The 8131-nt window shown below is 66.7% G+C and carries 8 protein-coding genes; 3 read left to right on the top strand and 5 right to left on the bottom strand.

Going from position 1 to position 8131, the window contains the following annotated elements; genetic code table 11:
• The first annotated feature begins 209 nt into the window (after window positions 1-209).
• Both QMG52_RS07500 and QMG52_RS07495 read left to right on the top strand, forming a co-directional pair.
• On the top strand, window positions 210-437 hold the full coding sequence (locus tag QMG52_RS07500) for a DUF3188 domain-containing protein (protein WP_283559797.1): 228 nt from the start codon (window positions 210-212) through the stop codon (window positions 435-437).
• Between the two features lie 4 nt (window positions 438-441).
• Complete coding sequence (locus QMG52_RS07495) at window positions 442-1074, top strand: hypothetical protein (RefSeq protein ID WP_283559796.1); 633 nt, start codon at window positions 442-444, stop codon at window positions 1072-1074.
• Window positions 1075-1524: 450 nt separating this feature from the next.
• On the opposite strand, the gene QMG52_RS07490 is transcribed toward QMG52_RS07495, so the two are convergent.
• Entirely contained in the window at window positions 1525-3060 is a 1536-nt protein-coding gene (locus QMG52_RS07490; protein ID WP_283559800.1) for an MFS transporter, read from the bottom strand.
• A gap of 184 nt (window positions 3061-3244) precedes the next feature.
• On the opposite strand from QMG52_RS07490, the gene QMG52_RS07485 reads away from it, so the two are divergent.
• The gene (locus QMG52_RS07485) at window positions 3245-3814 is read left to right on the top strand and encodes a TetR/AcrR family transcriptional regulator (RefSeq protein WP_283559795.1); all 570 of its coding nucleotides are present in this window, start codon (window positions 3245-3247) and stop codon (window positions 3812-3814) included.
• On the opposite strand, the gene QMG52_RS07480 is transcribed toward QMG52_RS07485, so the two are convergent.
• The 4 genes from QMG52_RS07480 to ku form a co-directional block, all read right to left on the bottom strand.
• Window positions 3811-4512 (bottom strand): glycosyltransferase family 2 protein, encoded by a 702-nt coding sequence (locus tag QMG52_RS07480; RefSeq protein WP_283559794.1) that lies wholly within the window; start codon window positions 4510-4512, stop codon window positions 3811-3813. The two genes, QMG52_RS07485 and QMG52_RS07480, sit on opposite strands and share 4 nt — an antisense overlap.
• Window positions 4509-5876 (bottom strand): PIG-L family deacetylase, encoded by a 1368-nt coding sequence (locus QMG52_RS07475; RefSeq protein WP_283559793.1) that lies wholly within the window; start codon window positions 5874-5876, stop codon window positions 4509-4511. The genes QMG52_RS07480 and QMG52_RS07475 overlap by 4 nt, the downstream gene beginning before the upstream one ends.
• Entirely contained in the window at window positions 5870-7057 is a 1188-nt protein-coding gene (locus tag QMG52_RS07470; RefSeq protein ID WP_283559792.1) for an acyl-CoA dehydrogenase family protein, read from the bottom strand. Before QMG52_RS07470 ends, QMG52_RS07475 begins: the two co-directional genes overlap by 7 nt.
• A 124-nt stretch (window positions 7058-7181) precedes the next feature.
• Window positions 7182-8099 carry a non-homologous end joining protein Ku gene (gene ku / locus QMG52_RS07465; RefSeq protein ID WP_283559791.1) on the bottom strand — a complete coding sequence of 306 codons (918 nt, stop codon included), beginning with the start codon at window positions 8097-8099 and terminating at the stop codon, window positions 7182-7184.
• Between the last annotated feature and the right edge of the window lie 32 nt (window positions 8100-8131).

Genomic DNA, 8131 nt, shown 5'->3' with positions numbered 1-8131 from the left:
ATGGAGCCTCCGCCCACCCGACACGACAACCGGGCTTTTGTCATGCCCGGACCCAAAAGTTGCCGAAATTCACGCCCCCGCCAGAATTCCGGCCTCAAAAAGCCACTACTCGCGGATCCGGGTCTGACATCTGAGGTGCCCGCGTTGGGGCCATTTTGCCGAAACGCCCCAACGCGGGCACCTCGGATGCAAGGGCTAAGCTGGTGTGCGTGCTCAACGAATTTTGGGAAACCTCCGGCCGGCTCTACAAGGTCCTGGTCTTCGGCGCCATGGGCGCGATCGCCGTCGGCCTGGTGCTCACCGTCGTCGGGGCGAACGCTCATGATCCGGCCAGGACGTACCTTGGGCTGCCGTTCATTGGCCTGGGCCTGATTCTGCACATGGTGGGTCTGGTGGTCCGCGGCCAGCACGTCCGGAAGCTGCTGCGCAGGAAATAACCGCATGCCCACGTCACTGATGCTTCTCCCCAGCCCGCTGCTGGGCCCGTCCGTGTGGCAGCCGGTGGCGCAGGTGCTGGATGACCGTGGCTGGGACGTCGTGACATGCCCGGTATCCGCGCCGCCGCAGACAACACAGGACGTTCTGGACGCTTTCCTCGCTGCGCTGCCGCTGGACCGGGAGCTTGTGGTGATACCGCACAGCAACGCTGGCGCCTACGTCCCGGCGCTGGTGATGCAGCGGCGGGTTGTCGCCTCCATTTTCGTTGACGCCGTACTCCCGCCGGACCGCGGGCGCGTTCCGCTTGCGCCAGCGGCATTTCTGGATTTCCTGCGGGGGATCGCGGACAAGACCGGTCTGCTTCCGGTTTGGACCATGTGGTGGGACGAGGCCGACGTTGCGTCCTTGTTCCCGGACGCCGTTACCCGGGCGCGGGTCGAGGGGGAGCAGCAACGCCTTCCGCTGTCCTATTTCGAGGGGTCGCTGCCGGTGCCGGAGGGCTGGGCTTCTCGGCCGGGGGCGTATCTGGCTTTTGGCGATATCTACGCCGCATCTACGCCGCGGAGCGGGACGAAGCCGCGCGGCGGCAGTGGCCGGTGCGCACGTTGCCCGCCACCAACCATCTGCACCTGTTGAATGATCCGGTACAGGTGGCCGGCGAGTTGGAGTCCCTGCTTGGCAGGCTCGGGCGCGTTCGGCACTAGACTGTTCCGGCTGGACAGTGGGTCAGCCGACGACTTCAAGGACAGGCGACGACGAGGACGTCTGCCTCTCGCCACCCGGCGGAGGGTGAGCAGTGACATGGCGGCGGCTCCGGGCATCAGCACCAGCCCGACGGCGGACACCAGGCCCGCCCCGGAGTCAAAGGCCTGCCGGGCCGAGGCCAGGAGTTCCGCGGCCGGCACGTCCGTAGGCTTCTGCGCAGGAAAAAGCGCCAACCATGCGCCCGGGTCAACATGCGCAGTACCGGCTGGGCTGCTGATGCGCAGACGTTGACGGCCTGGCCAACGTTGACGGCGGGTGACGGCGGGTGACGGCTGACGGGTAACGGGCGACGACGGCGGCAGATGGCCGCCGCCGTCGTCGTCAGCCTCTCGCCACCCGGCGGAGGGTGAGCAACGACATGGCTGCGGCGGCGAGCATCATGGCAAGCCCGACGGCAGCCACCACGCCGGCACCCGAATCGAAGGCGCGCTGGGCGGAGCCGATCAGCTCCGCGGCCTGGCCGGGCGGCAGCGAGGCTGCGGCGTTGATGGCCCCGCCCAGCGTCTGACGTGCGCCCTCGTGTGCCTGGGCCGAGAGAGAATCCGGCACGGAAACATGGAACCGGTATGCGGCTGCCAGAATGCTGCCCAGCACCGCGGTTCCCAGCACGGAACCCACCTCATAAGCCGTCTCCGATATGGCGGATGCCGCACCGGCCTTGGCCGCCGGCGCCGTCGCCAGAATCAGGTCATTGGAAATAGTCTCCGCCATGCCGACTCCTGAGCCAAGGAGGACAAAGGCCAGCAGTAGTCCGGATTCGGATCCGGAGCCGTTCAGCAGCACGGTCAGGTACCCGGCCGCGTTGAGCAGCAGCCCGGTGGCCACCAGAAAGGCTGGTCGGATGCGCCGCGCCAGCCGCACCACCAGCAATCCGGTCACGATCGACATGACCAGTCCGGGAAGGAGGGTCAGCCCGGCCCGGGTGGGGGACTGCCCGGCCACCAGCTGCAGGTGCTGCGAGACAAAATACAGGAAGCCCACCAGCGAGAAAATGCTGAGCAGATTTGCCGCCACGGCCCCGCTGAACACGGGGTTGGTGAATAGCCGGACGTCCAGCATGGGCGTCCTTTGCCTCAGTTGACGGTGAACGAAGACGACCCCCAGGACAACGCCGACAAGTCCAACCAGCAGCGGCAACAGTGAACCGGGGCCGGGGGCTTCCGTTGCGAGCGCCTTGATGCCGTAGATCAGCGGGACCATCGTCCCGAAGGAAAGGGCGATGCTCGCCGTGTCAATCCGCCCGGGGGCGGGGTCTTTCGATTCGGGGACACACAGCGGGGCCAGGATGGCCAGCGGGATGAGCATCGGGACGGCGAGGAGGAAGACCGCGCCCCACCAGAAGTTCTCCAGCAGCAGCCCGCCCAGCGGCGGCCCCAAGGCCGCGCCGCCGGAGAATGCCGCGGCCCAGATGGCGATCGCGGTGCGGCGCTGACCGGCGTCTGTGAAGATATTGCGGATCAGCGACAGGGTGGAGGGCATCAGCATGGCTCCGAAGAGTCCCAGCATGGCCCGGCACCCGATCAGGGCGTTGGCGCTGGGCGCAAAGGCGGCAACCACGGACACGGCGGTGAAGCCCAGACTGCCTACCATGAGCATCCGGCGGCGGCCGAAGCGGTCGGCCATGCTGCCCATCGGGACGAGCAGGCCCGCCAGGATCAACGGGTAAATATCGATGATCCAGAGCAGGCCTGTGGCGGTAGGGTTCAGTGCCAGTGAAATGGCCGGGACGGCAAAGCTGAGCACGGTATTGTCCACGGCGACGAGCAATACCGGGAGCATCAGCACTGACAGGGCCAGCCATTCACGGCGGCCTGCCCTGGTACCGGCGGGTGCCGTACGCAAGGTATCCGCGGCCATCGGGGCGGCGGGTTCCGTCCCCAGGGTGCCGGCCATCGAGGCGGCGGAGTGACGGGCAGTGCTGGCTGACATGATGCGGCATTCCTTAAGTGGTAAGAGGTTCTACGATACTATACCGTCTGGACTGTTTAGTAAACCGTCCAGCCGGTATAAAGGAGACCGCTGCTTAGGTAGGATGGGTGCCATGCCCAATCAGCCCTCGGCCCGGGACCGTATCCTGCTTGCCTTCGAGAACCTTCTGATCAATGAGGGTGAACGCTCGGCCACGTTGGATGCGGTGGCCGCGGCCGCCGGGGTGTCCAAGGGTGGGCTGCTCTACCACTTCAAGAGCCGGGACGCGCTGACCTCGGGGCTGATTCAGAAGCTCGGCGAACTCGCCGAGGTGGACTTTGCCAGGATGCGTCAGGCTCCGGAGGGCCCGGCGGACTATTACATCCGCACGTCCGTCTTCTCCGAAACCACCTTCGACCGGACACTGGTGGCGGCGACGCGGCTGGCCCAGAGCCAGGATGTCCAGGTCAGTGAGGCCTTCACAGCGATGCAAAGCAGATGGCTGGAACTGATCCGGGAAGAAGTCCAGGACGCCGCCGTCGCCCGTGCCATTCTGCTGATCGGTGACGGCCTCTACTACAACGCCGCGCTATTCGGCGGACCGCAGGGACAGCAGGAACGCTTCGGGGCCGAGGCCACCGGGAAACTGCTTCGTGTTGTCGGCATGCTCAAGGAGCAAACACCCGCTGCCGGGAATCCCTAGACTTTAATTCCGTTGGCAAGGTAGTCGGCAAAGCCACCCCGGACGAAGCTCGTCGTCCGCCCAGAGGTCTGGACACGGCAGGCATCGGTGGCGCGCATCCGCAGTCCCGCGGCAGCGGCAGCGAGGACAAAGCCGCGGTCCTCATGCAGCGCCAGGCCCTGGAAACCGCCCAGCCGTTCATAGGCATCGGCACGGAAACCCAGGTTTGCGCCATGGATATGGTTATGCCCGTCCCGCAGGCTGTGGGCTGCAAACCAACGGTCCAGTTGCGCCTCGGTCAGATCCGACGTCTCCGGCTCGACCGTACCCACCATGACATCCCAGCCCTCTTCCGCGGCCTCGGCCTGGGCCAGCAGCCAGTTTCCCGGCACGAAGCTGTCCGCGTCGGTATTCGCTATCCACACGGCGGCGGGCGGCAGCCCGCAGGCCCGCAATGCACTGCGGATGCCGAAATTCCGTGCACGGCCGACGTTGCCCGCCCCGTAGCAGAGTGCGGTGGCTAGGGTGTTCCGTTCGACGATGGCTGCGGATGCATCGTTGGTCCGGTCAAGCACCACCGTCACGCTCACTTCCAGCCCCGGACGGGTGCGCCGCAGGACCCGATGTGCCTCGTCGAGGGCATCGAGGCAGCGGGGGAGCAGGCGCTCTTCGTTGCGTGCCGGGACGACGACGGCCAGTTGCCTGAGCGCAAATGTCATGATCCGTCCTGCGGCACCGTAAAGACCTCCAGGATGAAATCTTCTTCGGTGTAGCGTCCACGGGGTCTGAGCCGCCCGTCGCCGCGCAGGAATTCATGCACCTCGTCGCCGCGCAGCGGCCAGCCGCTGATCTGGTGCCGCCAGTGGCACGCCAGCAGGGTTCCGCCGGGCAGCAGCGAGCCGAGCATCAGCTCCAGGGTCTGCTGCAGTGTTTCGTGGTCCAGGTAGTATCCCACCTCGGACAGGACGATCACGTCGAAGGATCCCTCCGGCCAGTGCCCGGGCACGGCCAGCTGCAGAGTGCGGACGCCGGGGATCCCGGCCGTCCGTCGGGCAGCGGTTTTCACCGCTTCGGCGCTCAGGTCCACGCCCAGCACTCTGTCGCAGCGTCTGGCAAGGTCGCGGGTCAGTACCCCGGTGGAACAGCCGATCTCCAGCGCGGAGACATAGTGCCGCGCCGGCAAGGCGGCCAGCGTCAGCAGCCGCTTGCGTTCTTCGTACCAGGCCTCCGGCGCGGACCACGGCTCGGCCAGATTGCGGTGAACCGCGTCAAACTGGGCCTGCGCCCAGCTCAGCCGCTCATCGCCGTCGGGCACCATGGACCCGGCGGCATCGATGAAGATTTCAAACGGTCGGCTGAAATGGCTGATCATCGCCGCGGACAGCAGGGTCTCGTCTCCGGGCAGGTCAGAGAGCGGCGCATTCTGGCTGAAGTGGCAGTTGATGGCCTGTTCCCTGCGTGCCATATCCGGGCCGTCCAGGGTCAGCCGGCGCATGGACGCCCACGGCACCGATGGATCGTCCGGGGTGCCCCAATGCCAGAGCCAGACCGGGTATTCCAGCAGCGGGTTCCCGCTTTCCAGCGCGGCCGCTGCCGCGGCCTCCCCCGCCGCGTCGTGGTCGGCATGCCCGTCGGAGCGCCACGGCGCCACGATCAGGGATTCGCCGGGTTCGGGGCCGCATTCGGCGAGGATTGTCCGCCTTAGCTGGTCGCCGCCGACGGCGACGCGGCCGTCGGGAATGCCCAGGTGGGTGATCAGCGCCGCCGGGGCAACGGTACCAACGGCGTGTACGAGTTCCTGGCGTCGGATGACGGCCAGCTGTTCGGGGGTATGCGTGCTGGAGCCGGGGTGGGATGCTTCACCATCCGTGGCCACCACCAGCCGGACCTCCAGCCCGTGCCGGGTGGCCTGCTGCAGCAGGCCCGCGGCGGTCAGCGTTTCGTCGTCGGGATGGGCCGCAACGAGCACCAGTCTGGTGTAACTCCCGAACCGAAGGTTCAGCTCCGGTGTATCCGCAAGCCGTGTCGAGTCGCGCCACAGCTGCTCGTCCGTGCCGTGGTCCAGATGGCTGAACGTCACCATGGAAGCTGCGATTGTGCGAGGATCTGCTGGCCGATCGATGCCACGGATCTCTCCGCGTGGTCCTGGCGCAGATAGAAGGCAAGATCGGCGGTACGCCTGGCATGATGGATATCGAAGGCCAGCGGTTCCGGACCCATAGCATGGCCGGCCAGCTCCAGTATGGACTCGCTCGTATGGGCGACGGCGGCCCGGGCACGTGCCGCCGTCAGCGCATCGGGGCCTGCGCGCCTGGTGCCGTCGGCCCGCCGGGCCGCAACCGCCAGCGCGTTGCGCCCGGCCGCCAGGTGGCCGTCTATCAGCCCAAGATGCATGAGGGAAATCTGATCCGGCTCCCGGCCCCTGCCATGCGCGTAGACCCTGCGGGCCACAGCCGTGGCGGCACCGAACCAGATCGCCGCCACACCAGCACCGCCCCAGGAAAACCCGGGGCGCGAAAAATACCAGCCTGTCCCGCCGATCGGAGTCGCCGGCACATGGTCAAAGGACACCGGGCCGCTGGTGACCTCCGGCAGGCCGAGGGCCACCCAGCCGACGTCGGACGAACTGACCCCGGGATCCTTCAGGCTGACCGCAAAGGCCCGCCGTCCGCTGTCCGTGCGGGCGGTGACGATGGCGTGGGTGAGATGAGTCGCCAGCGAACACCACGGCTTTGTCCCGGTGAGGACCCATCCGTCGCCATGGCGGTGGGCCTTCAGATGATGGTCCTTGCCCTCGGCGGCAAAGACACCCCAACAGCTGTCGTCGGCCTCCACCACGGCGTCGAGCTCAACAGACGGCGCCTGATGAATGATGCTCAGGGCATCCAGATGCGGCTCGATGGTTCTCGCAACGGTCAGGTTGCAGGCGCCAAGTGTGGCAAGGGATTCCCATAGATGCATGGTCCGGCCCTCCATCGGGTGCGGCAGTTCCTGCCCCAGGCTGACTGCCAGCGTGAGTGCCGCACCGACGGCGCCGTTGCAGGCCAGCGCACGGTCCGCCAGGCCGCCGAGTTCGGCTACCCCTGCGGCCCGGCGGCTGCGGTCCGGTTCGAGCCGGACCGGGTCCATCGCGGCGGTCTTGTGGCCGGCAGGGCCAGACCCAGGGGCATGGGCAGGACCAGAGCCAGGCACATCGGCGGGAGCATGGGTGGTGCGGGCGGGTTCGGCATGGGCTGGGGGCTGCGGCTGGTCGGTGCTGGTCATGGCGTCCTCACAATGGTCATTCACACAATGGGCGGCGGCAGGTAATCAACGGTGGGTGGTCACGGGGTGGGTGGTCACGGTGCGGGTGGTCACGGGGCGGGCTTTCGGCACCCGGCCGCCGGCATTACGCGCCCTGACGCTTTGCCGACTTCTTGGCAGCCGGTTTCCTGGCCGAAGGCTCGTCGGCCGGCGGCTTGTGCGCAGTTGTTTTCCGCGCAGGCGTGGATTCTGACCTGGACGCTGCAGTGGCCGGTTTGGACTTGCGGTTTCGTTCCACACTGCGCTTCAACGCCTCCATCAGATCGAGGACCTGGCCCGTACTGCTCTCGTCACTCTCTCCGAAGGTGGCTTCGGTGTCCAGCGCATCACCCGTGGCCAGCTTGGCGTCAATGAGGGTGCGCAGCTGCACCTGATACTCGTCGGTGAACTGTTCCGGCTCGAAGTCACCGGAGAATGAATCCACCAGAGCGGCGGACATTTCCCGTTCCTTGGCGGAGATACGGACGGATTCGTTCAGCGCCGGGAAGCTGGCTTCCCGGACCTCGTCGTCCCAGAGCAGGGACTGCAGCATCAGGACATCCCCGCGCACCCGCAGGGCTCCGAGCCGGGTTTTCTGCCGCAGCGCGAACTGCACGATGGCGGTGCGGTCCGTTTCCTCCAGCGTCCTGCGCAGCAGTACATAGGCCTTGGCCGACTTTGAATCCGGCTCCAAGAAGTAGCTCCGGTCAAACATGATCGGATCCAGCGCGGCGCTGGGGACAAACTGGACCACATCGATCTCCCGGCTGCGTTCCTCCGGCAGGGAGGCGAGATCGTCGTCCGTCAGCACGACTGTCCTGTCGTCGTCGTCGTACGCCTTATCAATGTGGTCATAGTCCACCACATCCCCGCAGATCTCGCAGCGCCGCTGGTACCGGATCCGGCCGCCGTCCTTGTCATGGACCTGATGCAGCGCGATGTCGTGGTCCTGGGTGGCGCTGTAGACCTTCACGGGGACGTTGACCAGGCCAAAGGCAACCGCGCCCTTCCAGATAGCTCTCATCTGCCCAGTGAACACCACGGCTGCTGAACAAA

The organism is Paenarthrobacter sp. PH39-S1, assembly GCF_030063245.1.
Lineage (GTDB): Bacteria > Actinomycetota > Actinomycetes > Actinomycetales > Micrococcaceae > Arthrobacter_M.
The sequence above is the reverse complement of the archived record's forward strand: the minus strand, read 5'-3'. Positions and strand labels throughout refer to the sequence as shown.

Coding starts and splice junctions, on each gene's coding strand:
- QMG52_RS07470 (WP_283559792.1), bottom strand. CDS start 7,057: ATGACCAGCACCGACCAGCCGCAGCCCCCAGCCCATGCCGAACCCGCC.
- QMG52_RS07480 (WP_283559794.1), bottom strand. CDS start 4,512: ATGACATTTGCGCTCAGGCAACTGGCCGTCGTCGTCCCGGCACGCAAC.
- QMG52_RS07475 (WP_283559793.1), bottom strand. CDS start 5,876: ATGGTGACGTTCAGCCATCTGGACCACGGCACGGACGAGCAGCTGTGG.
- QMG52_RS07490 (WP_283559800.1), bottom strand. CDS start 3,060: ATGGCCGCGGATACCTTGCGTACGGCACCCGCCGGTACCAGGGCAGGC.
- QMG52_RS07485 (WP_283559795.1), top strand. CDS start 3,245: ATGCCCAATCAGCCCTCGGCCCGGGACCGTATCCTGCTTGCCTTCGAG.
- ku (WP_283559791.1), bottom strand. CDS start 8,099: ATGAGAGCTATCTGGAAGGGCGCGGTTGCCTTTGGCCTGGTCAACGTC.
- QMG52_RS07495 (WP_283559796.1), top strand. CDS start 442: ATGCCCACGTCACTGATGCTTCTCCCCAGCCCGCTGCTGGGCCCGTCC.